The following is a 24,222-nucleotide window of genomic DNA, read 5'->3' on the forward strand; positions in this document are numbered from 1 at the left end:
GATCATCATGAAACGATTCAATGTCCGTAAAAGCATCGTCGAACATCCCGATTTCGTTGCTGCGCTCAAGAGTATCGAGGACGTTCATCAGTGGCTGCGGGAATCCGGCGAGGCCGGTTGTCTGGCCACGATCGGAGAGTCTGGCGCCGGAAAGTCGACGGTGCTCGAGTGCTATCGCGCCAAATTCCCGGTGCGAGAGGAGGTCCTCCGCCGGCACGTGCCCGTGCTCTACGTCATCGTGCCCGCAGTGCCAACCGTTCGGTCTCTTGCAGAGGCGATCCTGATTGCCTTGGGCGAGATTCCGCAAGTCGGTCAATCGAGTGCGCGCCTGACGGAGCAGATTGTCAAGCTGGTGCACGGTTGTGGCGTCGAGATCATCATGCTCGACGAGTTTCAGCACTTTGTCGAAGGCGATCGTCGTTCGTTGAGACAGGTCGCAAACTGGTTGAAGGTGCTGCTGGACCGGCTCCCAGCCGCTGTTGTGCTCGCGGGGCTTCCATCGCTGCTGGGTGTGCTGCGGGTCAACGGACAGTTGAGACGCCGTTTCTCGCGCGTGACGGAGATCCGTCGGTTCGATGTGAACACCCAGGAGGGCGCTCAGACGTTTATTGGCGTGATGCAGGCGCTAGCCAAGGATATGCCCCTGCCGATGATGGACATTGCTGACAAACGGATTGCGATGAAGCTGTACTTCGCGAGTGCAGGCCTCGTGGATTACATGTGCAAGCTGTTGAACGGCGCTTACCAGATCGCCGAACGACGAGGTGCGAAAGCGGTCGCACTACATGATTTCGCCGCAGCGTTCCGCGTTCATATCTGGAAGGATGCGCCCCCGTCGCGCAATCCCTTCGATGCGAAGTTCAATGGTGTGCCGCTCGACCAACCGGGTGAGCCGTTTGCGGGAGACGTGCAATGACGATGCCTCTTCTTCTCAGCGTCGCGCCGCATCGTGGAGAGGCACTCTCGTCGCTGCTACATCGAGTTGCGGAGGTTAACGGGCTGAGTGGCCCAGGAATGGTACTTCGCCGCGCGGGCATGGTGGCCGCGCGCCCGCGCTTCGTCTCGGAGGTCGATGCGCTTGCCCGTGTTTGCCGGCTTTCCCCGAAACTGGTCCGGGCGATGACACCGCTGAGCGTAGGCGCGATGGACTGTAACGGGGTGAAGCACGCGAAGATTAGCTTGTACGGTCACTGGGTTGAACCCGATGCAATCCTTGTCGGCGCCAACGAGCGCATATGCCCGGTGTGTATCGCTGAGCACCAACATGTGCTGGGCGTGAATGCTTACATATTCGCGACGTGCTGCGCTGTCCACGGCGTCCAACTCCTCGATCGCTGTCCGGGCTGTCGACGTGATGTGTCGTCCATGCGACCGGGTCTGGCGCGTTGTCAGTGTGGGACGGATCTCGGGGCGGCCGCGTGTCAACCCGCGAAGCCGGACGACCTGATGATCACTCGGCTCATCGATCGACGCTGGCGTATGAGCTTTGAGCATGATGTGCGGGATTGTCCGCCAGGCGTCCCTCCCGATTTCGCCGCGCTTGACCTTGGGGAGTTGCTGCGTGTGCTTTCGTTTCTATATCGCGTCAGTGGTGCAACGAGTGGGTCGACAGATAAGGGGCTGCGCTCGAAGGCCATTTCCGAACTGACGCCACGCATGCAGAAAGTCGGACGGATCATGTTGGACTGGCCTCGGGGATTCGCGGAACTGGTCAACGCAGAACGGCAATACCGACCTCGGTCGGGTTCGATCCTGAGCTCGGCCCGAAGCGTTGAGCACATCTCCTTGCGTTTGTTCACGGAGTTGCCGGAGCCGCCGTTCGCGTTCCTTCATCGCGCATTGGTCGACGCAATAGGCGGTCCGGTGGTGCAGGCCGTGTGACGCGGTGTTCTCAATGAACCGCGGCGATCCGATTCGAATCGGATCGCCACGGGTTCCGGCGTAGGACTTCGAATCTGGGTGAGGTGAATATCATGAAAACGTGCCGTTGTGGCGCATGGCGATCCGAATGCATGGTCGAGCAAGTGCCTGAAGCGGTTTGGAACAGGCTCGTGAATCTTGTGCAGAAAATGGTCAATGAGTCAGGCGAGCCGGAGGGATTTGATGCGAGAAAGTGGTTGTGTACGTGGCTGCACGAAGAGGTTCCGTCACTCGGGTGGAAGAAGCCGGTCACGTATCTCGATACTGCCGACGGCGAGGAACTGGTGGCCCAGACGCTGCTGAGCATGCAGACAGGCACCTACCGCTAGAAACGAGCACTGAATCGATCTGGAGTTCGATATGGAAAATCAAAGTTGGGTGCCGTGTTCCGCAAGGCCAGCGAATGCGATGTTACGGCCGCCGCTCGCGCTTCGCATCGAGCCCCATCCCGACGAGTCGTTGTCGTCGGTGCTCATGCGCTTGGTGGATGCCAACGGCCTGAGAAGCGTTGGGGCGTTGCTGCGTGACGCCGGTTGCGTTGCCTTCGGTCCGTTGGTTTCCGCCGAGATTGCGGAATTGTCCCGTGTTTGCCGGATCGGTCAATCGACAATGAGATCGATGTGTCCGGTCGAAGTTGGCGGGCGGGCACGTGGGACCGCGTTCAGCTACGCGGTGGGGTGTCACGTGATTGAGGCGAGGCATTTGCTTGTTCGAGAGCGCGAGCGGATTTGTCCGCTGTGCCTTCTAGACGGCGGCATCATGCTTGCCTCACATCGTTTTACGTGGATGACGGCATGTCCCGTGCATGCTGTTCGAATGCTTGATGTCTGTCCGCAGTGCGAGAAGCCGATCACGATGACGCGCCCAAACATGACGCGATGCCGATGTGGTTTCGATTTTTCTCGCATTGAACCCGCGGCATCTGCACTAGAGGAAACTGAGAACGCGTGCTATCTGGACCAGAGCTGGCGCATGCCGCCAACGACAGGATCCGAACTTTCCGAACGACTGACGGAAGTAGAGAAGCGAATGGCCCGGCAACATACCGTTCTAACAAAAAGGGGCAACGACTTGGTCGACCGGCGGGGCGTTCCGTTGCATCAGCTACGGAACGCATTGGGCTTTAGCTGATTCGCGTGGAGGCTGAACTTACTGCGGCAGTCGATCGGTATCCGAGACTCGAACATCGTGACGCGATTGCCAAGGATGACCGAGATGAGCTGTATCGACGTCTCTCAGGAGCTTCAGGCTCTGGTGGCCCGCCGTCGCCAGTTCGTCACATTATTAACGTCCGAGCGGCAACGACTTGGAATCAGTCACGAGGCCGTACGCGAAAGTGTGACCGCCGTCATTGGGGTTCTTCGAGGTCAACTCAAAGCTGTTGAAGCCGCCCTGGCGAAGCACGTCAAAGCGCATCACGCCAGTCTTGTCGACCTGCTGTCCAGTGTCCGTGGAGTCGGTCCTGCTACTGTCGCCACACTGATCGCCGACGTGCCCGAACTCGGCAAGCTGACGCGGCGTGAGGTCAGCGCACTGATCGGGGTAGCGCCCTTCAACCGCGATTCAGGCGTTTCGCGGCAAACGAACGATCTTCGGCGGACGTGCGGCCGTCAGGCGCATGCTGTACATGGCGACGCTAGCAGCCGTCCGCTTCAACCCAGTGATCGGGACCTTCTATCATCCGCTCGTCGCGACCGGTAAGCCGAACAAGGTGGTCCTAGTTGCCTGCATGCGAAAGCTGCTGACCATCCTCAACGCCATCGCAAAAACAGGAAAGCCGTGGGATGAGTCCATCCACACGGCGTAACTGGTAAGACAGTTGCTCGTTAATTACTGACAGGCCCCGATCCGCGGATAGTCGGTATAGCCCCGTTCTGCTCCACCGTAAAACGTACTGCGGTCATAGTTGTTCAGAGGCGCTTGCATTTCCAGCCGTTGGACCAGGTCGGGATTCGAAATGAACATCCGGCCAAAGCCTATCGCATCCGCGAGTCCTTCGGCAATTGCTGCACTACCGCTCTCGGCATCGTAGCCTCCAGCCGAAATCACCCGCCCCTTGAACGACCGCCTGAACAGAGCGGCATTGTTCGCGCTATCCACACTCAAATCCTCGCCGACACCGATCGATGACGAACGCGGCTCGATCAAATGCAGGTACGCGAGCCCGAAGCCATTGAGTTCACTGATTACATGACCGAAAAGCGCTTGCGGGTCGCTGTCGTACATGTCGTTGAAGTTGCCGTGCGGGGATAGGCGTACACCGACCCGGTTCGAGCCGATCGCCTGCGATACTGCGGCTACAGTCTCAAGCAGGAATCGCGAACGCGCGGCGATCGAGCCACCATAACGATCTGTGCGGCGATTGCTACCGTCCTGCAAGAATTCATCAAGCAGATAGCCATTGGCAGCATGGAGTTCGACGGCGTCGAATCCGGCTTCAAGGGCGTTCAGCGCAGCGTGGCGGAAGTCCTCGACGATAGCAGACACTTCTTCGGTATCGAGTGCTCGGGGCGTTTCGAAATCAACCAGCGAGAATGCAGGTGTAAACGCCTGCCCTGTCGCCGGCGCGATCGCGGATGGCCCGACGGGTAATGATCCATCAGCGTTGTATGAAGAGTGGGATGCGCGTCCACTATGGACGATTTGCATCGCAACAAGCCCACCCTGTTCGTGAACTGCTTTAGTCACCTCGCTCCAGCCGACGATCTGCGCACGACTGTAAATGCCTGGCATGTTCGGGTATCCGTGCGCTTGCGGCGTAATGGCGGTCGCCTCCGTAATGATCAAGCCGGCAGTAGCTCGTTGCGAATAGTAAGTTACACTGAGAAAAGTTGGCACGCCGCCTGTGGCAGCCCGCATTCGAGTCAACGGTGGCATCACGATTCGATTCGGCAATGACAGTGCGCCGAGAGACAAGGGGGTGAAGAGGTTATCGATGGGCATGATGGTCTTCCAGGTAAAGATGAAGTAATCAAGATCAGACAAGGGCGTTGCATACTTGACGACGGGGAGATCGTAGCTTTGAAAGACAAAAGCGGTCAGTTGTTGACTCTTTGGGTTTCCAGCACTGAATCGTTTCGCGCGACAGTGCTAGCCGGCCTCGTTTCGACTTTGCTGCTCACCAACAGCACAAGGGCCGCGATCTCGCACATCGCGCCAACCCAGCCGAGGTGTTCGACTCCGCCATGGCTTAGCGTGTACGCCCCGATCGATGCACCAAGGGCAAAGCCCATATAGAGAAACGACGCGTTGAGCGACAGCGCTACTGGGGCCGCTTGACTGCCTGCGACCTGAATCAGACGGGCCTGCTGTGCCGGGTGAACTGCCCATGCGGCAATACCCCATACGACGACGATAATGAGCATCGGAATCAACGCGGCGTTGGGGGACACGAAGTGGCCCAGTAGCGACAGCGAGATCAGAGCAACGGAAAGTGCCGGAAGGCCGATAGCGATGATCCTCCTTGCACCGAGCCGGTCTGTGCCGATACCCCCTGCGAATACCCCCACCGCTGCTGCGGCCCCCCATAGAAAGAAGGCAATACCAAAGTGAGTGGCTTGCAGCGTCGTGATGGACGATAGCAAAGATGCCAGATACGTATAGACGGCATAGGTACCGGACGACCAGAGTGTTGTCATTGACAATGCTTTCAGGACGGCCGGGCGTCGAATGATGTTGAAGCGTTCCCTGAGGCCCGCGACTTGAGCAGCCGTATCGTTGTGCGTCTTGAGGCCGACAGTCAGTCCGACGGTCGCGAGCGCGGCGAGCGCCGCCACGGACGCGAACGTCGCATGCCAGCCACACGCGTTGCCCATGAGCGTGCCTAACGGTACACCAAGAGCAATTGCGACCGTCGTCCCCGCGCTAACAATCGCCAGCGCGTGGCCGCGACGTGCTGGTTCGACCAATGCGCTGGCGAGAGCGATAGCAGCAGGCATGTACACGCCCGCAGTCAGCGCAAGCATGATGCGGGCGGCGACCAGGTCCCAGTAGCTGTGCGAAAGTGCAGCAATTACATTGCTGAGCGCAAACGCGCTTATGGACACGAGTAGAATCTTGCGACGATTGTGATGACTGGTTAGTGCAGTAATAAACGGCGAGCAGATGGCGTAGGCCAACGCGAAGATCGTCACCAACTGCCCCGCGGTGGCGGTGGAAACGGATAGATCCTTCGCCACGGCAGGCAAGATCCCTGCGATCATGAAGCCTTCCGTGCCGATGGCGAATGCGCCGAGCCCCATCCAGTAAAGCGGGGTGAGCGATACACGGCCGGCGGGAGAGTTTGTCATTTGAGCACCTCGTCTAAGGGAACCGCGTCATGGAGGTGAAGATACGAGAGCGAAAATTTGGAATAAATATCTATTCATGTAATGTATTGTTTCTGCGGAGAAATAATCTAGTCGAGTGCCCTCTTGCAACGCCATGTACGCCCGCCCATTCCATTTCATCGCTCAGCGAGCGTTCTATTCCGCACGTGACGTGCTTCGCTTCATCCCGGTCGACATTGTGCAAACAGAATCTGGATGCGGTCGACCTGGGGCGGGAGAAAGTCGTTCCACTGAACGATCTGTCCGTTCCAACGAAGTTCGCTCAACGAGCTAACTAAGTAGTGCGAATTTATCTAGGGATGACAAAATGCGTGCCCGTTATCCAATAACCCGATTTCATGCGAGCGAGCCGACAGCGCCGAGAGCAGGATCATTTCATGCCGATTGGCAGGCGCTCGCGAGCCGCGACACTGCGGTTTGTAGATCAAGTCCCCACACTGGATGGGCAAGCCCGTCAGCGCACAACACCCATTCTTGCGAGCAGTCACGTTGACCCAGACTTGGTCGATATAGTGACAGCTTGTCGGATCACACCACGACACCAGCAGCGAATTTTTGCCATGCGGTTCGATAGCTTTTATCGACGTTCGGTTGGGAACCCAGTTTGTCCGCTCCGGCAAGTCTCGAGCTGAACGTGGGTCGGGACGTACGGGCGCCGGCGGGGACATCCTGAGCGTTGCCGGGGACTGCCCCGAAGCAATGGCGAGCGACATCAGGATCTGGTTCCATGAACTGCGTTCCTCCATATGGCAAACTTTCCTGGTCGGAATTTCGGGGGGGGCAGTGTCAATTGAACTTCAGTTCACCGAAATCCAGCGACACAAGCAGAGGTTCCGGTATCTTCTGCAATTGCGCGTCGTAGGCATAGATCCGTCGCGTTGTCGGCATCTTGATACCTTGAAAGTCTCGATAGTTGGTCGTGTAGTTCGCGCCGCTTGCACCGCCGAGAATATCGACTGTGTAGTCGTGACGTCGCATCAAACCGTCGGGGCCGAAATGCGTGATCTGTGTCTTGGTGTGGCTAGCAATATAGTCGGGGAAGGTAACCTTCAAGCGGCGCCACTTCTCGCCGTTCTCGAACCACGGTTCGATTTCTTCCGTTTCGAAGCCTGGATAGGTATACAGAAATGGCGAAGTCAGATAGGTCCACAGCGCCTCGCTGGCGAAATACGCGACGTGGAATTTGTCCCACGGTGTTTCGATGGTCTGGCCTGAATAGGCGGCCTCCGGATGATCGCGTGTTTCAACGACATCACCATTGAGTGTCTCCAGCGTCAGCTTGCCGGGACGAAAGACACTCTTTCGGTCAGGCGCGCTAAACGGTGTAATGGTGAGTTGCTCTGCGTGCGTCTTGATCGAGAACACCTTGTCACTCAGAAGGCCCGGTTGCTGCTTGAGATGCCAGATGGCACCATCAATCGACACCGGCGCTTGCAGCTCCGTGAACTCGTTCCAGCGTTCGAGACCGCCGTGTGCGATAACGGCAAGTTCAAGCAGGTCGTTCATAGCGTGCTCCTTTCGATGAATAGCCGGTTTTACTTGGCAATACGGCGATTTGCAGCGGCGACGGTTGTGATATCACGCGCGATATCCTGCGGTTGCCTGGCAGCGTATCACTCGAAGCGGACCGTGACGCGGTGTGCAAACTCGTTGCGGATATCGCATTGCCGACAACCGTTAATCTAACCGGATGGCAAAATCGTCGAATGCCACAAATCCCTCCTTTTGCGACATTGCAAAACGGCTGAAGGACGTATGTGATTGCCTGCGTCGTTTTACGCGATTTCGCGGTCCCACGGCGGCAGTGGTTGCCATGTCTCGACAAGCCGATCGATAAAGAGGCGAACCTTCGGTGTCAAATGCCGCCGCGTTGGATAGATCGCACGGATCGGCATTCCTTCGACGGAGAAGTTCGCGAGAATCGGCCGCAACCGGCCTTCGCGGATGTCTGACGCCAGCAGGTAGGTGGGCAGGTTCACAATGCCTGCACCGTCGACAGCCGCTGCCACGAGTGCCTCCGCGCTATCCATGCGCAATCGACCGCGTGTCTCCATCACGCGGTGGTCGACGCCCGCGAAGCTCCAGGGTTGTGGACGCCCCGCACTCACGAACTGGAGGCACTCGTGATCGACGAGATCGGACGGGGTGGCCGGTACGCCTCGCTTTTCCAGATAGCCCGGCGAGGCGCAGACTGCCAGCCGTTGGGTTGCAACCGTGCGTGCGATGAGGCGAGAGTCCGGCTTGGGTTCGCCGATCCTGATTGCAATATCGAAACCCTCATCCACCAAGTCGACGAACCTGTCCGTAAAACTGACGTCGGCAGTGACAGCAACCCAGCTTGCCAGAAAGGATTCGATAACCGGCAGCACCTGCCGGTGGCCAAGCGCAATGGGAACGCTGATTCGGAGTGCCCCGGTTGGCGTCGCGCTTCGCGCGGCCATGGCTGTTTCGGTCTCTTCGAGGTCGTCAAGGATCTGAGTGCACCGCGCAAAGAAGGCCGAACCGTCGTCGGTGAGCCCCAGGCTGCGCGGAGTACGATGAAGCAGGCGAACCTGCAGGTGCGACTCGAGGCGTGCGATGATTTTTCCCACCGCGGAGCGCGTAAGACCAAGTTGTTGCGCCGCCGAGGTGAAACTTCCAGCTTTCACCACGGCGACGAAGGTCGCAATGTCGTTCACGTTGCCAAGTGCCACTTCGATTTCCTCGCAAGTTGAGGCGTCCCGCGCTACGAAGACGACGCAGTCGGGACGCGTACTCATACCTTGGTTCAGGCGACCGACTCCACTGTCGGCTCTTGGCTCGCAATCGGTGTTTGATGGAACGGGTAGTCTGTATAGCCGACAGCCGTACCGCCGTAGAACGTATCGCGGTCGTAGTCATTCAACGGCAATCCGCGACGGAAACGCTCCGGCAGGTCGGGATTCGAGATGAAGTAACGACCGAACGCCACCAAATCGGCACTACCTTCGGCAATGATCGCGTCTGCCGAATCCGCATCGAATCCACCCGCGGCGACGATCACGCCGCGATACGACTGACGGAATAGCCGTGCAGCGATCGGGTTTTGATCCCGACTTTCATCGGCAGAATTGCCGGCTATCCGCGGCTCGATCAGATGGAGATAGGCCAGATCCAGTCGATCGAGTTCCTTCACGACGTGCGTGAAGAGCGCCACCGGGTCGCTATCCGACATATCACCAAACGAACCGCTGGGGCCAAGGCGCACGCCCACACGATCGCTGCCCCATACGGAAATCGCTGCTTTAACGATCTCGAGAAGAAAGCGGGCTCGATTTGCGATCGATCCACCGTAGGCGTCTTGGCGTCGGTTGCTACCGTCGTGCAGGAATTGGTCGATGATGTAGCCGTTGGCGCCGTGGATTTCCACACCGTCAAAGCCAGCCTCGAGACCGCGTTCTGCCGCAGAGCGAAAATCTTCAACCAGCGTCCTGATTTCGGCCACAGTCAACGCACGGTTAGGGGTGCTCGGCACCCATCCATTGGCGGTGTAGGCAACGCCTTCCGACTCAACCTCTGAAGGGCCGACAGGCAGCGCCCGGTTCGGCTGCATATCCCGGTGTGACTGGCGCCCGGCGTGGAACAACTGAAGGAAAATGCGGCCGCCCTTTTCGTGAATCGCGTCGGTGATCCTTTTCCAGCCCGGAACCTGGGCATCGGAATAAATCCCTGGCGCTCCCAGATAGCCGTTGCCGTTTGGCGAGACCACGGTCGCCTCCGACACGATAAAGCCGCCCGCCGAGGTGCGCTGTGAATAGTATTCGCGCATTAACTCGTTGGGTACATCGCCTTCTTCGGAGCGCATCCGAGTCAGCGGCGCCATGGCGACGCGGTGTTGCAATTGATAGGGGCCCAGCTTGACGGGCTTGAAGAGTTCAGACATGACGACCACCTGTTCCGTGAGTGATGCGCCGGTGAGCTCACCGCATATGGCAAGGCGGGGCGCTTACGGCGCTGCGTTTCCGCATGTGACGACTGCTCGGATGAGCAGATGAACGGAGATTAGATGATCGGTCTTCGACAATAAATATCGCTTTTGGTCCAGCTTTATTTCATGTATGGAACAATCTCATCGGCCGCTTACTTCCGCAGTACGGGTTTGCTCGCTGTGTCGCTGGTAGAAAACAGCGTGACCAGCCAGTCGACAAATACCCGGACCTTTGCGCTCAGATGACGGTTCGGTGGATAGACGACATAGACAGGAATCGGCTCGGCCCACCAATCGGCGAAGGCTGGCTCGAGCGTACCGTTATCGAAGTGCATATGACTTAAGAACGTCAGTGCATGCACGATTCCCAGACCCGCCAGGCCCATGGCGAAGCATGCAGTCGAATCGTTCGCGGTCAGCGTGCGACCGGGCGTTACCTCGACTTTTTCGCCATTCCTGCTGACGACGATAGGGAAGGCACGCCCGGTTCGCGCGGCGACCATCTGGATCACGTCGTGTCCGTGTTCCAGTTCGGACGGATGCTTGGGGCGGCCGTGTCTCTTCCAGTAATCCGGGGTGGCGCAAAGCACTTGACGGACTTCGCCGAGCCGTCTCGCGACCAAAGACTGGTCTGTGACCTTCCCGGTGCGGACAACACAGTCGATATTGTCGGCTACCAGGTCAATCGGGCGGTCGCTTACACCGAAATCCAGCTGTATATCGGGATAGCGTGCGACAAACTCCGGCAGTGCGGGAATGATGAGGCCGAGGCCGATCGGCACCGGGAAATCCACACGCAGCCTCCCGCGAGGATTACTCTTCGCCCGCGACATGACACCTTCGAGTTCTTGAAGCTCGTTGAGCAACCGCACAGCGCGTTCGTAGTATGCGGTGCCGTCGGCGGTCGGGCTGACCTTGCGCGTGGTGCGGTTGAGCAGCTTGGTATCCAGTTGCGCTTCGAGCGTTTGGATCAGGCGTGTGACAGTTGGCTTGGGAATGTCCAGGGTTTCCGAGGCCCTTGTAAACGTTCCTGTTTCCACCACGCGCACAAAGGCCTGCATCGCCTGAAACTTGTCCATGGGACGCCTGTTCGAATTGGATTTGCCGAGTCGCACCGGCCGAGGGTGCGACTTGATGATACATCGAGTCGCGGCGGTTTTTTGTGGTTATTGAACGCTGCGTACAACGACATCGTGATCGCTCGTCATCTTTAAGGGGACGCACATTCCCCACCGATCCTCCTACTCTCTGCTTCAGGCAGCAGTTTTGATCGGCGGCCAACTCACGTCACGTGCAGTGCCGTCCACATTCCCATTTACCTGAGTCGGAGAACATCCTTGGATGCCAATCAATTTGCCAGTTCATCCGTAAGACCGCCCCTCGTGGGCGATAGCGTGACTGACATCCCTACCAAGCCGGCGGCGAGCCGGCAATCGTGGCCGGCCGTTTTGTCTGTCGCGGTGGGTGCGTTCGCCTTTGTTGCGACCGAATACATGCCCGTGGGCGTGCTGCCGCAAATCGCCCGAGAACTTGGCGTCACGTCCGGCACGGCGGGCCTTATGACAACAACACCTGGAATCATCGCCGCGATATCCGCGCCCGCTCTGCTGCTCGCCGCCGGTCGAATCAACCGTAGGCTGATTCTGTTGATGCTGGCTGTCCTTCTGCTGGCCTCAAACCTGATTTCGGCAATCGCACCAAGTTTCGCGGTGATGCTGATCGGGCGCGCATTGCTCGGAGCCAGTCTCGGCGGTTTTTGGACCGTGGCGCTGGGTGCGTCGGGGCAATTGGTTCGCGAGGATCAGGCTGCCCGTGCGAGCGCGACGATTTTCATGGGCATCACGCTGGCCACTGTGGTTGGCGTTCCCCTCGGCACCTTGATTGCCGACCTGACGTCGTGGCGCATGTCGTTTTTTGCGACCGCGATTCTCGCGGCGCTGGCGTTGGCGGCGCAGATCGTACTGTTGCCGTCGATTCCGCCGAAGGCCGCAATGAGGGCCAGCGATTTCGGTGCCATGCTGTCTCGTTCCAATGTCCGACGCAGCCTAATGATGGTCGGGTTGCTGTTCGGTGCACACTTCGCGGCATACACGTATATCGCGCCATTTCTCGAGCGTAACGCGGCGCTCGGCGGGCACTGGATTACCGCGGTGCTGCTTGGTTTCGGAATCGTCGGTTTTGTCTCGAATTTTGCGGCCTCGGCATTTGTCACGCGTCATCTGAAGCTGTCCCTACTCGTCCTGGCCACACTCGTCATGGTTGCGCTCTTTGCGCTGCCTGTGTTGCAGGCGTCGCATGTCGGCGTGATCGCGACGGTCATGGTCTGGGGCATCGTGTACGGCGCGATCCCGCTCTGCCTGAGCGTATGGATGCAACTGACGTCGCCCCATCGCCCTGAGGCAGGTTCGTCGATGTTTGTCAGCACCGTGCAGATAGCGATCGCCCTCGGCTCGCTCGGGGGCGGTGCCGTGGTGGACCATCTCGGCATTGCTTCGACGATGCGCTTCGGTGGTGCTCTCGCGTTGCTCAGCCTGTTTGTGATCGTAACGTTCAGCACGCGCGAGGCCGCACTTAGGGAGGTGCTGGAAAAGTGACCTGTACGGTGCAGACACTGATCGGCACGCCGCGACAGCCGGCCTGCTTTCGGGGTTAGATGGCCTTGCTGCGTGGGCAGTGCCTATGAACGGGAATCCGGCGCCGTACCATCGATGCGTGGATGGCGAATTGCTTACCGGAGCGATCGGTAGCGCGCGTGAACAAACATCGGGAGCGGTGGTCAGACTGTAACGACCAAGCGGCCGAAATGCTGATTTCGCTCGAGTGTTCGATGGGCTTCGGCGATCTCTTCGAATGCGAAACGTTGCGAGATGACTGTCTTTAGCTTGCCGGATGCAAGGCCATCGACGATAAACGCGACGGCATCCGCTTGTCGCGCAGGCGTGGTGGTCGTGTCGAAAAGGTTGTAGCCGTGGATCGTGATGCGCTTGGCAAGCACCGCCAGCATGGGAAGCGGAGTAACGTCTTCACTGAGCGCGCCGTACACCAGTATCGTTCCGCCGGGTACGGTTGCGTCGACCAGCTTTGCAAAGGCGGGGCCACCTATCGGATCGAATACCAGATCGGCACCGTTTCCGCCAGTAAGGCGAGCGACCTCCCCAACCAGGTTTTGCTCACTCGTCACGATCACGTGCGCCGCGCCCACTTCCAGCAACGCGTCGCGTTTTTCGCGAGTGCGAGTGAGCGCAATCGGAATGGCGCCGAGCGCATTCGCAACCTGAATTGCCCCGATCCCGACACCGCTGGACGCTGCTGGAATCAGGACGGTCTGTCCGGCGGACAGGCGGTTGTTTTCGGTGAACGCTGCATAGGGTGTGATGAACACGTTCCAGATTGCCACCGCATCTTCGAAGGAAATCGGCGCTGTATGCCTGACGACCGCATGCGCAGGCGCAAGGACGACTTCGCCGTACATCCCGTAATCATTCATCGAAAATGAAGGTACCGTGCTGACAACGTCGCCCGGCGCCACATGCGTGACGTTTGCGCCGACCAAGTCCACCACGCCTGCAATTTCGTATCCCAGTCGCGCAGGTAGTGTCGCGGCCTCGACGTAGACGCCCTGGCGCCACATCACTTCAGCCCGGTTGAGGCCGATTGCTTTGACTTCGATGCGAACCTCGTCGGCTGCGGGTGCCGCGACCTGGACATCGTGAATTTCGAGAACTTCGGGGCCGCCAAAGCGGGAAAAGCTGACTACGCGGGACATACCTACCTCGAAAGATTGAGCAACGTGGCAAATGCCACCGAACCACCGCATTGGACGTCACGGCACCGTTAAGCGAGTTCGACGTGCCTTCCGGTATCCGACGACTCGGTTGCAGCATTGATCAGCTGATGCACGCGGACCGCGTCTTCAAAGGTCGGGGCGGTATGGCTACCCGTGTGCAGATCATTCGCATAGGCGGCGTACAACTGTGCGAGTTCGAGCACAGCCGACGGTAAATCGGACGAGGGGAGCCGATCATACGAGTCAGGCACAGGCAATCGTGAAAGCGGAATATTGTTGCCGTGCGCGCCTTCGATCACGTAATCGTCACCGACGTCGCCGAATGCCGAACGGTTGGTGATACGCAGATCGCCCTCGGTACCCGTAATGTCGATCTGAACGCCCGAGCCATTGCGTTTGCCACCTTCGATGTGTACGGAGACAACGGCGCCGTCATGTAACCGCCCAGCCAGCACGAGCTGGTCGGGTGTCGATGTTGGCAGCACTTCGCCCGTCTGCTCGATCGTCACCAGCTCGAACTGGTTGACACTGAGTGCCGCGACGCTGAGGGGCCAACCGGTCGCCTCGAAGAGCATGTCGAGGAAGTGCCCAGCGTAGATGGCAATGACGCTCGAGAAGTTTTCCGGCGGAATAGTCCAGCGCAGTGCGCTTGAGCGCACGGCCTGGAAGTAGTTCATGCTCACGTGAATGCGGACCGAACGGAGCCCGCCGACGTAGCCCTCGGTGATTAAATCCCGGAGGTAACGATTATGGGGCGCGAGGCGGCGCTGCAGGCCGACGATGTGACGTACGCCCGCGCTATTGGCGAGTTCGATCAGTTCGCGCGATGTGTCGATATTGGGTGTGAGCGGCCATTCGCAGTAAACATTCTTGCGCGCTGCGATGGCCGCACGCACGCCCTGTTCATGCTGCGGCGCGGTCGTCAGAATGATGACCAGGTCGACTTCTGGATGCTCGACCAGATCGGTCAGCGAGTCGGTGACATATTTGAAGCCGTAACGTTCGGCCAAGGACCGCGCGGCATCGCCTCGTTGACTGTATACGGCAGTGAGTTCGTATTGTGGCAGGAGGCTCAACACGCGCACATGGCCATGTTGGGCCCAGTTTCCTACACCAACGATACCAACGCGGATCGGGGCGGGGGTGGATACTTCAAAAACAGTCATGACATCACCTGCGTAAAGTGTGAAGCGGACAGCGAACGCAGCAAAACCGCGCTATCCCATGCATATTGTTCGGTTTGAGAAGAGAGCATCCGGCTCAGGAAAACATGTCGTTGAACTGCGTAACGAATGCCGCTTCGTTTGGTCCGGCATGGTTGCGCATCGGACGAGCGATCTCGACGAGTGCCTCGTTCGCATCCGTGTCGAGTTCGTGCATTGTTTGCTCGATGAACGACGCGAGCGGCATTGCCCGCGGTTCGTTTTTGCTGTCCAGCAAATCGGTTTGAACCCAAGGCGGCGCGATTTCGACCACCCGCACCGATGTGTCTTTCAGCTTGTAGCGCAGAGATTGAGTGTACGAATGGATCGCGGCTTTGGTCGACGAGTAGACGCCGGCAATCGCCATCGGCACGAATCCGAGCACTGACGATACATTGATGATCGTTGCGTCGCGCTGCTGTTTGAGGTGCTCGACGAGCGAGCCTGTCATGCGGATCGGGCCCATGAGATTGGTGGTCAGCGTCGATACCAGCATCGCATCATCGACAGGATGGCCGAGATCGTCGATGTGCATCACGCCCGCATTGTTGACGAGTACGTTGAGCGACGGCCAATTGGCGAGAAGTGCTTCCGCAGCCGACGCGATGCTTCGCGGATCGGCGATGTCGAGTTCGATCGCGCGCATTCCGGGGTTGGCTGCGATCGTTTCGTCCAGATTTGCGCGACGTCGCCCAGCAATGATGACCTGATTGCCGAGTCGATGAAATGCTTCGGCGAGTCCGCGACCGATGCCGGAACCGCCGCCGGTGATAAGAATGGTATTTCCGGTCGTCTTCATAGATTTTCCTCAATGTTGATGTCGACGAGTCCGCCACGACCCGATGAGAAATCGATACATCCGCCCGTATCGACTGGATCAGTCTGAGGCAGTGCGGCAACGATACTTGCGGCCAGCGTGGCAATAAACAGGTCGCCAGATAACGTTCTATTTCATGGGAGAAATAATCGAATCATTCTTGGGCATGTGACGCGGCGATGCTCAGCCGATGCTCAAGGGGCCGGATCGGACGGCGGCGAGTTCGGTTGAAAAGGCAAGTACTTGCCCCAACGGACGATGATGAAGCCAGATGTTGCTTATGACACCGCTCGCATTTCGACACAGGACGGTGACACCGGCGACAGCGTTGCCGGCGAAGACGCCTTCCCACGCGATATAGGTATGCGAGTCAGTGCTCGCTTCGTGGACAAAGATAAGCGATTCATACATATTTCGCGTCGCATCGAAAAAGCGTCTGATTTTGGCGGCACCCACCACTGGCGCGTCGAGAACAGTTGCTTCGAGCGTCGCATCTTCCGTGAACGCGGCCGCAAACGTTTCCAGGGACGGTTCGTTGATCAGTTCGATCCACTTGCGAGCTGACGATATGGACGTCTCGTACATTTCCATTTCCTTCATCGTGAGCGGGTCGTTGGCCGGACACGTTGAACTCCCGGGGAAAGCGTATCGGAAATGCTGTTGCGTGACATGTCAAAACTCCACCTTTTCCGGTCAATCAAACGAACGCAGGCGTGTTTATTTTGGTAAACGAAACAAATGGAATGGTATCGTGGAGACGCTTTGAACAGAAATCGGCGCGTGATAAAGTCGAAACGGTGAATCGGTCAAACACACGCCCCAAACCTCCAACGACGTGGGTATTTTGATAGGAGTCCATCTCTACGAAATGCGACTCGTTTGCCGACGCACGATGTGATTCACCTATGGCGACATCGACACAACATGCTGCGTATCGGCCTCGTTCTATTCCCGGGTTTTGGCGTCATGAGCCTCTGCACGATGTCGGTCTTCGACATCACGAACATTGAGCTTGGTGAGAGGTTCTACGACATTCATCTGATTTCCGAAGCTGGTGGTCCAATACGGAGCTCGATGGGGGCTATCGTCGAGACGGAACAGTTCGACGACGCGTCGTTCGACACGCTGATCATTTGCGGCACCGGAGGCATGCCGTCCAGTGCCGCGTTCCGGGCGTATCTGCGCAGGGTAGCCGGTAGTGCGCGACGCATCGGCACAACTTGCCGAGGGGTGTTCTCATTAGCTGAAGCCGGCATCCTGGACGATGTTCGAGTCACGACTCATTGGTCCTTCGCCGCCGATTTCCGACGCCGTTTCCCCAATGTCAGACTTGACGAGGAGCGACTTTTCATTGCCGATGGTCCCATATGGACCTCGGCCGGTATGACCGCAAGTATCGACCAGTCTCTCGCAATGGTCGAGAAGGACCTTGGTTTCAATATCGCGAAAGCCGTCGCGAAGAATCTCAATCTGCCATATCGGCGGTCCGGTGGTCAGCCGCAAGCGTCCGTTCTCCTCGACCTCGGCCCGAAGACCGACCGGATTCAATGCGCGATTGCCTACGCGCAATCAAATCTTCATAAAAATCTGTCGGTTGAAGAACTTGCGCGTGCGGCGCATCTGAGTCCACGCCAGTTCGCACGGGTGTTTAGATCAGAAACGGGCATATCCCCAGCAAAAGCGATCGAAAAGATGCGTATTGAGGCAGCCAGGCTGCTCGTGCGTGACGGGCGTCATTCAATCGAGCTGATCGCAAGACAGACTGGCTTTGGGAAGGCCGAACGGATGCGGCGTGCTTTCATGCGTGTGTATGGCAAGCCGCCACAGGCGCTCCGGCGCGATGCCCGAGTCGACAAGGATGTGTACGAGAGCGAGCGATCATTGGCGAGCGTCATTGAGTAAGCCCGCTTCGGCATATTGCGACGGGGCCTTCATGCCGGTTGATAGCCGACGTGAAGACCCCGTCAGGCGATTGTGGAATTACGAACGAAGGAACGTGAGCAGGTCCGCGTTGACCTGGTCTGCGTTAACGACGCACATTCCATGCGAGGCGCCCGGGTAGACTTTCAGCGTTGCATTTCCAACGATCTTCGCGGACAAGCGACCGGAGTCGTCGATTGGCACGATCTGATCGTCGTCGCCGTGCAAGATCAGCGTTGGGACGTCGATCTTCTTCAGGTCGTCCGTGTAATCGACCTCGGAGAACTCACGGATGCACAAATACTGAGCGTAGACACTGCCTGTCATGCCTTGCGCCCAGAACGCGTCGATCGTGCCTTGGGAGAATTTCGCGTCTGGCCGATTGAAGCCGAAGAACGGTATCGCCAGATCTTGATAGAACTGTGAGCGATTTTCGGAGACGTGCTGACGGATACTGTCGAACGCTTCGAGCGGTTGGCCACCCGGGTTCACGGCAGTTTTCAGCATGAGCGGGGGCACTGCGCCGATTAGCACCGCCTTTGCGACTCGCTTTGTACCGTGGCGGCCAATGTAGTGCGCAACCTCACCTCCGCCGGTGGAGTGACCGACCAGTGTGGCGTCGTGAAGATCAAGGGTATCGAGCAGTGCAGCGAGATCGTCGGCATACGTATCCATGTCGTTGCCTGTCGACGGCTGCCCCGAGCGACCGTGACCGCGACGATCATGTGCAATGACCCGATAGCCATGCTGCAGTAGAAACAGCATCTGCGCATCCCAGGCATCGGAGTTGAGTGGCCATCCGTGAGAAAAAACCACTGGGAGGCCTTCGCCCCAGTCCTTGTAATAGATTTGCGTACCGTCTTTAGTCGTGATCGAGCTCATAGGAGATGCTTCAGAGAGGTGATATGAATTTGGATAGCTAAGAAAATATTGTGAGCCGGGAGCGAAGAGCGGTTTGTCCTGATCCAGGATGGCTAATGCGCTAACCTGATCATGGGCAACCGCGACTATCACTCGCTTATTGGGACTTTGTAGCCTCTTCAATCACCTTCGCCACCGCGCGCGGTTGCGAGATGTAGACAGCGTGACTGGCATTGATCTCGGTTGTGGTGGAGTGCGAGCGGTTGTACATCGATCGCTCCAGATCGGGATTGATCGCGCGGTCCTCGGTTGCGACAATGGCGAAGCTCGGCTTGTTCTTCCATGCCGGAGATTTGATGGTTGCAGAAATGGCCTTCACCGAAGGCAGCACCTGTGAGACTGCCATAATCTCGGTTTCAGCCCGCGGTAGATCGGCCGCGAAGGCGTCATGGAACTTGGCAGGAGGAAGGAACAAGAATCCGTCCTTTGTCGGCGCAATGTCGTTTGAGGCGGCGGGCTTGCTAGCGAGTAACTGCCCAGCGCTTTCTCCAGTGTCCGGTTGCAGCGCGGCAACATAGACGAGACGCTCCACGCGCGGATGATTGCCGGCTTCGGTGATGATCGCACCACCGTAGCTATGACCAACCAGCACGGCCGGGCCATCTTGCTGGTCCAGAATTCGGTTGGTTGCGGCGACGTCGTCCGCGAGGGATGTTTCAGGCGGTTGCACGATGCTGACCATATAACCGTCCTTGCGGAGGATATCCGCGACCGGCTTCCAACCGGACCCATCCACAAAGGCGCCATGTACCAGCACGATGTTCTTGATCACCCCAACGGGGGCCGCGATCGCGTGTATGGCGCCCATGAGCGTGGTCATCGACAAGGCGGCTATCAAGGGAAGATGCTTGGGCATTACCGTTCCTCTTCTGTGTTGTCGGGATCAAACGCGCTGATAACGAACGTCGGAAATCACAAAGCTCGATCGTTGCCGGTGTTGCCGCAGAGCGGCTATCGCTGGCGGTAATCGAAGTGTTGGCGAGTACCGGTGAGCTGCGGATTTGCCACCCATTCCATATTTCCGAGAATCCTATATAGATTCAGCTTTCACCATCAGTCACAAATCCCTCTTTTCGTGCCATGTTGAGGCGCGGCGACCCGACCGCTACGCTTGTCTGCCTTGAAATAGCGTGTACTGGTCAGCTTCGTGATATTTACATGGGCGCTGTACCCAGAAATCAAACCAGTGGCCTCGAGCTGTTTGACGCGTCGCAGGCACAGGCTCGCCGATGCCTACGCTCGTCTGGAGGTCTTCCGTGACAAGGTTCTGTCCGAGCATGGCAACGACTACGCGAAGCTGCTAGGAAATGGAAGTTTCGGGGGAGCTCAACGGCCGCATGTCGACGCACGAAACTCGCTTGCACGATCTCATTGACGAGCGCACATGTGTTTGCTGATGAAACGGCTCGAACGTGGTCGCTTCATCTGGCCAAAGGCGGATGGAGGTGTCGTCTGCCTGAGCCAGGCGCAGTTGTCCATGCTGCTGGAAGGCATCGACTGGCGTCAGTCGGTGCGCACGGCGGCGCCAAGCTCGGCGTTGTAAACCTGCTGGTCGGCGCGTAGACTGCCGGCATGACGACGGCGAACGCGTACCCGGATGACATCGAAGCGCTCAAGTGCGTATTTCGGACGAACGTGACCGGGCGTTTCGGGATCGTGACCGGCGATTTCGGCAACGTGACCGGTCATTTCGGGAACGTGACCGAGCGGACCGGAAGGCAGGATTGGCGTTGCGCATGACATCAACCACGCGGGCTATGCTCGCCGGCTTTGGCCGGAGACAGCATGCCCGCGCACCGGATGAACATGCGCATGATCAAGGACGTTTTACGACTTAAATTCGACGGCGGCTTCTCGCATGATCGGATCGCCGCGTCGCTGGGCATTTCCAAGGGCGTGGTCACGAAGTACGTCGGACTGGCGGGCGCCGCTGGGCTGGATTGGGCGAGTGCCTGCGCCATGGATGAAGGCGAGCTCGAGCGCCGGCTGCTCGGCAAGCCCACGGGGCCAGCAGCCTACGCCCAGCCGGACTACGGGCGCATCCATCAGGAGCTGCGCCGCAAGGGCGTGACGCTCACGTTGCTCTGGGAGGAGTATCAGGCCGAGTTTGCGGACCGGCAGACCTATCGCTACACGCAGTTCTGCGAGCACTACAAGACGTTCACCAAACGCCTGAAGCGTTCGATGCGGCAGATCCATCGCGCCGGCGAGAAGCTGTTCGTCGACTTCGCGGGCCCGACGTTACCGCTGACCACCGGACGCCGCGCGCACATCTTCGTGGCCGCCATGGGCGCCTCGAGCTACACGTTCGCATGCGCGACGCCGGCCGAAACGATGGAAGACTGGCTGGGCGGCATTGCACGTGCGCTAACCTTCTATGGGGGCGTGCCGCAGCTGATCGTGCCGGACAACCCGCGCACGATGATTGCCGATCCCGACCGTTACGAACCGCGCGCAGGCGACACCGTGCTGGACTTCGCACGGCATTACGGTACGTCATTCCTGCCTGCTCGTGTATATCGCCCGAGGGACAAGCCGAAAGTAGAGGTGGCGGTCCAGGTGGTCGAACGCTGGATCATGGCGCGTCTGCGTCATCATCGATTTGCGTCGGTCCAGTCGGTCGATGACGCGATCCGGCCGCTGCTGAAGAACCTGAACGAGCGCCCGTTCCAGAAGCTGCCGGGATGCCGCGCCAGTGCGTTCGCCGAACTGGACGCGCCGGCACTGCAGACGCTGCCACTCCAACCCTATGAGCTCGTGCGCTTCAAGGCGGTGACGGTTCACATCTTGTGTGGCGAAGCGATTTCTGTGGCCTTGGTGCTGAGGAGCGGCGTTCAGCGGAGATCCCCACAGCCTGAAGGCCACAGAAGCATGGCCCAATTTGAGGAGCAACTCAGGTGCATTCTTGATATGGCGGCATCCGGGCGCTCAGCTCTCGGAACACCGGCTTTGCCCGTGCGTTCTCCTCGCAACCTTCAATTGTGGTGGCGCGGGCTGCGAACGTTAGTCTGAACCAAGATGCCACAAGTTCGCCACCGGCGACAATTGATAGCGATCTATGGCAAAAATTCAGCATGCCGCGAAGTGAGTCACATGGAGAGGTACTTACCAATCGGGGAACGTACTCAGTGTCTCAGTCGGCGGAATGTATGGTGTGTACATTGCCGGCAGCAGTACGTCAATTGTGAGGATGGCTGGGTCTAGCGAAGAGCCGCGGTACCACTTTCATCGCCACAGTCGAAGTGATCGAGACCCGCTAAAGGGTCTCGAACGACGTCAGATTACTTTGCAATCACCCGTGTACGGACCAACTGTTCGATGACGCGTCGTTGGAACGATGTCGTTGGCGTGGAAACCGGGAAGCGTACAAGATTTGCAGCGCTCGGTTGTTGCGGTTGCTTCGGCGCGCGACTTGGCTCAGGCACATCAAGCTTCAAAGAGAGCTGCCTGCCCTCCGGACGTTGCGTCTCTTTCATGTTGCGCATACTCCGCGATAACGTATTTCTCATGGGTCGGGAAGTCATCCAACGAGACAGCGACCAACGGGGATGCAGTGCGCCTGTCAAACGAGCGTAGTTTTCCACTGGCGTCCTTCCGTGTCAACTTCGCGTTGAACAATGCGAGCATATTCTTCGGTGCCACGCCGGAGTATTGCAGAAATACTACTTTTTCTGCTGCATCCTTGCCGTCCTCTGAGACTGCATCGCGGTGGAGGTCCAACGCGAGACTCTTCGGATACGGTTCGATATATAGAACTTTCGTGATGCCGCTGGCGACAATGTGTCGCGCACAGGAGTGGCACGGAAACGTTGTTGCGTACAATGTGCCACCTAGAAGCCCTGGTTTGTTGGCTCTGGCAACGGAGACGATTGCATCCATCTCGGCGTGGACGGCCCGTGAGTATTCAATTAGTTGCTTTACGTCGGTTTCCTTCAGCGCGGAGATGACCGCGTCCTTGAGCGCATGATCTACGACCAAGTTTCTTTCAATCAACTTGCGCGCGATCTGCTCATACAGTTTCTCTTTCTTTCGATCGTTATGGCAGCAGTGCCCAGACCATTTGAAGCATCGGTGGTCGTTCCCTTCATTCTCTTCACTGTACAGGCCTCCGCCAAACCTCGGCACGTCATTCCTTCCAAGTCCAATTACATGACCAGAAGAGTCGGTTATGGCAGCCCCTACTTGCCTAGACATGCAAGCGGATTTTGCTGCTTCCGCATGTGCGGCATACATCGATGATTCGTCGATCGTTGGAGTGTGGATCGGATATCCAAACAGAATGTCGATGTATCGATTCAGCGAATTCTTGAGGTCGGTTTCAGTCGATTGATCATTTCTGACAAAAAAATCAGCCTCGTGAAACACGTCACGGACGCTTTGGCCGTGCCCACGCTTTTCGACCTCATCGTAATCGGTCTTGATTATATCGTTTAGTCGATCGGATTCGAGTCCTTGCACGTGCTGAAGACGATCTTTGCGAACCGCTTCGGGTGCGAATACACCGAAAACCCAAAACATTTGTCCATAAGTATCGCGAAGTAGCTTTAATTCCTCTGGGTTTTTGAGTGAGTCGATGATGTGAATGCGTCGCTGGCTAACTGGAACTTCGTTGCCTTCGGCAGTTTTTTGTGTGCCAAATTTATATCGAACTTCGGCAATTTTTTCGATAGCTTTCGCAGCAAGATAGCCGTGCCCGAAGGTTTCTCGCAGAGTATCTCCTACCTTTTGGAGATGTTTGACGCGAGCAGCCCCCGTCATGTTCGATGCACTTTTTTCATGAACCAAGTGGGCGTAGTCACTAATCAAATCGCTGAGCTTATACTTTTCGATCGCGTATCCGTAAGCGTGCTCTAAAATTTCTCCGATTTCATTTCCTACCGTTGTGCAACCCGATCCTACTGGACCAACAAGTGCAATAACCAACTCTTCAGTGACTCGATCCTTTAGCTTTGGGATCGAATTGTTGGCGTTTGACTCTGTGGTCGATGGCACGGGTTGGTCGATTTGAGGGGCGGCCGGAAAATTCGCAGATATAGCCCTAATCGGAATGTGCATATGTAGAATCCCCTGTTGCGACACCGCGCGGCTCCCTTGGCCTGGCGGTGCGCTTGGTCGTGAATCGACTTGATGATCTTATAAATAATGATGCAATCATGCCACCTCAATAAGGGTGTATCAACGCGAAAATACCCCTGTTAGAAGAAAAATCTCTCGAAGGCGATCTTGCATTTCGCTGGCGGCCATCGAACGAATTGACGCGTGGCTCGCCGTTCACGAAGTAATCCAACGGTTCGAACGCAGCATCGCCCGCCGGACGACTGGAAGATGCCCTTGGTGGCGACGTTGGATAAGCCGCCTTACGCCGAACCGTTTGGTTTAGA

At 57.8% G+C, this 24,222-nt stretch carries 22 protein-coding genes and 2 pseudogenes; 9 read left to right on the forward strand and 15 right to left on the reverse strand.

Going from position 1 to position 24,222, the window contains the following annotated elements; all coding sequences use genetic code 11:
* Nucleotides 1-7: 7 nt before the first annotated feature.
* From AC1Z3W_RS01860 to AC1Z3W_RS01880, 5 genes and pseudogenes are all read left to right on the forward strand, one after another.
* The gene (locus tag AC1Z3W_RS01860) at nt 8-916 is read left to right on the forward strand and encodes a TniB family NTP-binding protein (protein ID WP_483506772.1); all 909 of its coding nucleotides are present in this window, start codon (nt 8-10) and stop codon (nt 914-916) included.
* Complete coding sequence (locus tag AC1Z3W_RS01865) at nt 913-1,881, forward strand: TniQ family protein (RefSeq protein WP_483506774.1); 969 nt, start codon at nt 913-915, stop codon at nt 1,879-1,881. Before AC1Z3W_RS01860 ends, AC1Z3W_RS01865 begins: the two co-directional genes overlap by 4 nt.
* Before the next feature lie 131 nt (nt 1,882-2,012).
* Nucleotides 2,013-2,249 (forward strand): antitoxin Xre/MbcA/ParS toxin-binding domain-containing protein, encoded by a 237-nt coding sequence (locus AC1Z3W_RS01870; RefSeq protein WP_483506776.1) that lies wholly within the window; start codon nt 2,013-2,015, stop codon nt 2,247-2,249.
* 31 nt (nt 2,250-2,280) lie between these two features.
* Nucleotides 2,281-3,051: a TniQ family protein gene (locus AC1Z3W_RS01875; protein ID WP_483506777.1), complete on the forward strand. Its 771-nt coding sequence runs from the start codon at nt 2,281-2,283 to the stop codon at nt 3,049-3,051.
* A gap of 105 nt (nt 3,052-3,156) precedes the next feature.
* A pseudogene (locus tag AC1Z3W_RS01880) lies at nt 3,157-3,727 on the forward strand (transposase); the annotation flags it as partial.
* A 23-nt stretch (nt 3,728-3,750) separates the two neighbouring features.
* Here the strand turns inward: AC1Z3W_RS01880 and AC1Z3W_RS01885 are convergent.
* The 7 genes from AC1Z3W_RS01885 to AC1Z3W_RS01915 all read right to left on the reverse strand — a co-directional run bounded on the left by AC1Z3W_RS01885 (nt 3,751) and on the right by AC1Z3W_RS01915 (nt 11,273).
* On the reverse strand, nt 3,751-4,905 hold the full coding sequence (locus tag AC1Z3W_RS01885; protein ID WP_483506778.1) for an alkene reductase: 1,155 nt from the start codon (nt 4,903-4,905) through the stop codon (nt 3,751-3,753).
* A 53-nt stretch (nt 4,906-4,958) separates the two neighbouring features.
* On the reverse strand, nt 4,959-6,209 hold the full coding sequence (locus AC1Z3W_RS01890; RefSeq protein ID WP_483506780.1) for an MFS transporter: 1,251 nt from the start codon (nt 6,207-6,209) through the stop codon (nt 4,959-4,961).
* A 332-nt stretch (nt 6,210-6,541) separates the two neighbouring features.
* Entirely contained in the window at nt 6,542-6,994 is a 453-nt protein-coding gene (locus AC1Z3W_RS01895; RefSeq protein ID WP_483506781.1) for a DUF3331 domain-containing protein, read from the reverse strand.
* 40 nt (nt 6,995-7,034) lie between these two features.
* Nucleotides 7,035-7,754, reverse strand: coding sequence for a hypothetical protein (locus tag AC1Z3W_RS01900; RefSeq protein WP_483506782.1), 720 nt, complete (start codon nt 7,752-7,754; stop codon nt 7,035-7,037).
* Nucleotides 7,755-8,023: 269 nt separating this feature from the next.
* Entirely contained in the window at nt 8,024-8,941 is a 918-nt protein-coding gene (locus AC1Z3W_RS01905; protein WP_483506784.1) for a LysR family transcriptional regulator, read from the reverse strand.
* Between the two features lie 74 nt (nt 8,942-9,015).
* Nucleotides 9,016-10,149 carry an alkene reductase gene (locus AC1Z3W_RS01910; protein ID WP_483506785.1) on the reverse strand — a complete coding sequence of 378 codons (1,134 nt, stop codon included), beginning with the start codon at nt 10,147-10,149 and terminating at the stop codon, nt 9,016-9,018.
* 197 nt (nt 10,150-10,346) lie between these two features.
* On the reverse strand, nt 10,347-11,273 hold the full coding sequence (locus tag AC1Z3W_RS01915; RefSeq protein ID WP_483506787.1) for a LysR family transcriptional regulator: 927 nt from the start codon (nt 11,271-11,273) through the stop codon (nt 10,347-10,349).
* Between the two features lie 258 nt (nt 11,274-11,531).
* Between AC1Z3W_RS01915 and AC1Z3W_RS01920 the strand changes: the two genes are divergently transcribed.
* Nucleotides 11,532-12,788 (forward strand): MFS transporter, encoded by a 1,257-nt coding sequence (locus AC1Z3W_RS01920; protein ID WP_483506789.1) that lies wholly within the window; start codon nt 11,532-11,534, stop codon nt 12,786-12,788.
* A gap of 182 nt (nt 12,789-12,970) precedes the next feature.
* Here AC1Z3W_RS01920 and AC1Z3W_RS01925 read toward each other — a convergent pair whose 3' ends face one another.
* The 4 genes from AC1Z3W_RS01925 to AC1Z3W_RS01940 form a co-directional block, all read right to left on the reverse strand.
* The gene (locus AC1Z3W_RS01925; RefSeq protein WP_483506791.1) at nt 12,971-13,960 is read right to left on the reverse strand and encodes a zinc-dependent alcohol dehydrogenase family protein; all 990 of its coding nucleotides are present in this window, start codon (nt 13,958-13,960) and stop codon (nt 12,971-12,973) included.
* A gap of 68 nt (nt 13,961-14,028) precedes the next feature.
* A complete protein-coding gene (locus tag AC1Z3W_RS01930) occupies nt 14,029-15,147 on the reverse strand; it encodes a Gfo/Idh/MocA family protein (RefSeq protein WP_205785759.1) in 1,119 nt (372 codons plus the stop codon).
* Nucleotides 15,148-15,241: 94 nt separating this feature from the next.
* Nucleotides 15,242-15,982, reverse strand: coding sequence for an SDR family oxidoreductase (locus AC1Z3W_RS01935; RefSeq protein ID WP_483506793.1), 741 nt, complete (start codon nt 15,980-15,982; stop codon nt 15,242-15,244).
* Nucleotides 15,983-16,183: 201 nt separating this feature from the next.
* Nucleotides 16,184-16,600, reverse strand: coding sequence for a nuclear transport factor 2 family protein (locus AC1Z3W_RS01940; protein ID WP_483506795.1), 417 nt, complete (start codon nt 16,598-16,600; stop codon nt 16,184-16,186).
* A gap of 324 nt (nt 16,601-16,924) precedes the next feature.
* Here AC1Z3W_RS01940 and AC1Z3W_RS01945 point away from each other — a divergent pair, with 324 nt between their 5' ends.
* Nucleotides 16,925-17,902, forward strand: a complete 978-nt coding sequence (locus AC1Z3W_RS01945; RefSeq protein WP_483506797.1) for a GlxA family transcriptional regulator — start codon at nt 16,925-16,927, stop codon at nt 17,900-17,902.
* Between the two features lie 78 nt (nt 17,903-17,980).
* On the opposite strand, the gene AC1Z3W_RS01950 is transcribed toward AC1Z3W_RS01945, so the two are convergent.
* A complete protein-coding gene (locus AC1Z3W_RS01950; protein WP_483506798.1) occupies nt 17,981-18,802 on the reverse strand; it encodes an alpha/beta fold hydrolase in 822 nt (273 codons plus the stop codon).
* Nucleotides 18,803-18,938: 136 nt separating this feature from the next.
* Nucleotides 18,939-19,697: an alpha/beta fold hydrolase gene (locus AC1Z3W_RS01955; RefSeq protein ID WP_241021141.1), complete on the reverse strand. Its 759-nt coding sequence runs from the start codon at nt 19,695-19,697 to the stop codon at nt 18,939-18,941.
* Between the two features lie 540 nt (nt 19,698-20,237).
* On the opposite strand from AC1Z3W_RS01955, the gene tnpB reads away from it, so the two are divergent.
* Nucleotides 20,238-20,384 (forward strand): IS66 family insertion sequence element accessory protein TnpB, encoded by a 147-nt coding sequence (tnpB, locus tag AC1Z3W_RS01960; protein WP_483507822.1) that lies wholly within the window; start codon nt 20,238-20,240, stop codon nt 20,382-20,384.
* Here tnpB and AC1Z3W_RS01965 read toward each other — a convergent pair.
* Entirely contained in the window at nt 20,345-20,530 is a 186-nt protein-coding gene (locus AC1Z3W_RS01965; protein WP_483507863.1) for a hypothetical protein, read from the reverse strand. The genes tnpB and AC1Z3W_RS01965 overlap by 40 nt on opposite strands.
* 117 nt (nt 20,531-20,647) lie before the next feature.
* On the opposite strand from AC1Z3W_RS01965, the pseudogene istA reads away from it, so the two are divergent.
* A pseudogene (istA, locus tag AC1Z3W_RS01970) lies at nt 20,648-21,628 on the forward strand (IS21 family transposase); the annotation flags it as partial.
* Between the two features lie 639 nt (nt 21,629-22,267).
* On the opposite strand, the gene AC1Z3W_RS01975 reads toward istA, so the two are convergent.
* Entirely contained in the window at nt 22,268-23,896 is a 1,629-nt protein-coding gene (locus AC1Z3W_RS01975; protein WP_483506800.1) for an anti-phage dCTP deaminase, read from the reverse strand.
* Nucleotides 23,897-24,222: the final 326 nt, after the last annotated feature.

It is taken from the genome of Burkholderia sp. 10_S31 (genome assembly GCF_056930375.1).